Source organism: Cellulosimicrobium composti, from assembly GCF_009711085.1.
Lineage (GTDB): Bacteria > Actinomycetota > Actinomycetes > Actinomycetales > Cellulomonadaceae > Cellulosimicrobium > Cellulosimicrobium composti.
Window position 1 is genome coordinate 1 of the sequence record NZ_WMKA01000103.1, and the last position, 1662, is coordinate 1662.

Sequence of the window (1662 nt, forward strand, 5' to 3'; positions counted from 1 at the left end):
ACGAGGAACCCGACGATCATGCTGGTGAGAACACCTCCGAGTACGTCGCCGCCCCCGCCGGACGTCTCGCGCGGATGCCTCAGGGATGGACCCCGCAGGACGCGGTCTCCCTCGTGGCCGGGGGCGCGACCGCGCTCATCGGCCTGCGGGACAAGGCACGCCTGCGGCCCGGGGAACGGCTGCTCGTCCGAGGCGCGGCAGGAGGGGTCGGCAGCGTCGCGGTGCAGGTGGGAAAGGCCTGGGGAGCGCACGTCACCGCGCTGGCCCACCCGCGCAGCTTCCCGTTCGTCCGCTCTCTCGGCGCGGACGAGGTGATCGACTACCGACGACCGTTGTCCGACCTCGACCGCTTCGACGTGATCTTCGACACGCGTGGCACCGAGCTGTGGCGCCTGCGCCGGAAGCTGGAACGCTCGGGACGCATGGTCGCGATCGCGTTCGACGTCGACCGTCCGCGGCGCAGCCTCGCGACCATCGCCGCGTCCGCCGTGTTCGGCCCGCGACGCATCCGGTTCTTCCTGGGCCGCCCCGTGCCCGACCTGTTCGACGAGCTGCGACGCTACGCCGAGGACGGGTCACTGCGTTCCGTCGCCGACCGGGTCTATCCCCTCGAGCGCATCCAGGACGCCCACGCCCACGCCGAGGCGGGGGGCGTGCATGGCAAGATCGTCGTGGCACCTGGGGTCTCGTCGACGGCGGCGGTCGACCCCAGGGGCGCGTGACGGTCCGTACGCCGACCGGAGCCGGAGGCCGCCCCCCCCCCCCCCCGGCACCGGTCTCCGGCCTGGACCCGTACCCGTCGTGAGGGTGACCCGGCACGCGGGGGCATCCGCACTGGCATCCTCGGCAGCGACACTCCGCGTTAAGCAGAGCACGGCTCACTCCTGCGTCGCGGGACACGTCAGCACACGGAAGCGCCCATAAGCACTCAGGTGAAGGGCATGCACTCCCAAGACGGCGCCGAGCGGGATCACGTAGTACGAGAGGTCGCCGTCGACGACGAAGAACTCATCGATCTCCTCCGCGTCGTAGAGCGTGCGCCCCCGACGCGACGTCGAGAGGTATACCTTCCATGAGCTGCCCTCTCGCGTCGTCGTCGTCTTGACCTGGACGCGCCGGATGTCCGCTCCAGCACCGACGAGCAGGTCGTACCGCGCGGGTTCCAGGGGCCAGGAGACGTTCGCGCCACACAGGGTGTACCAACTCGCCGCGAGCAGAGCCCCCGCGCGACTGAGATGGACGGTGTCCGGGACGAGCTCGACGCCCTGTGCGGGCGCCGAGGTTGAGTTCAGGTGGTCAACCTCAACACCGAGACGGGCGGCGTGGCCCTTCACCGTCGTGGTCGCGGACCCGCCTTGGAGCCCCAACGCGGCAGTCACGTCGGCCCAGGACCTTGCCTCCGCCGCCGACGCACGCAACTGGGCGTCGCTCCACCGCCGCCGGCCCGTGAAGTGGCCGTAGTCGATCTCCAGCCGCTCGGCGTGGGACCGAACCGACCGCGCTGCTGCGGAGGACGTTCCGAGGAGACCGAGCGCCCGAAGGACCCCGCGCCAGGACGTCGACGCCGCGACAGCGGCCACCAGGTCGTCGTCCGTGTACGTCCGCTTCGCCCCCATGGTCCTCGAACCTAGAGGCTGTCCCGTAATCCGTCGTGGACAGTGC

The 1662-nt window shown here is 71.0% G+C and carries 2 protein-coding genes; one reads left to right on the plus strand and one right to left on the minus strand.

What is annotated here, in order from left to right:
- Positions 1-722: NAD(P)-dependent alcohol dehydrogenase (locus GJV82_RS19130; RefSeq protein ID WP_155100319.1), on the plus strand; the 722-nt coding region annotated here is incomplete at its 5' end.
- A 156-nt stretch (positions 723-878) separates the two neighbouring features.
- On the opposite strand, the gene GJV82_RS19135 is transcribed toward GJV82_RS19130, so the two are convergent.
- Positions 879-1662: group I intron-associated PD-(D/E)XK endonuclease (locus tag GJV82_RS19135; protein WP_225873505.1), on the minus strand; the 784-nt coding region annotated here is incomplete at its 5' end.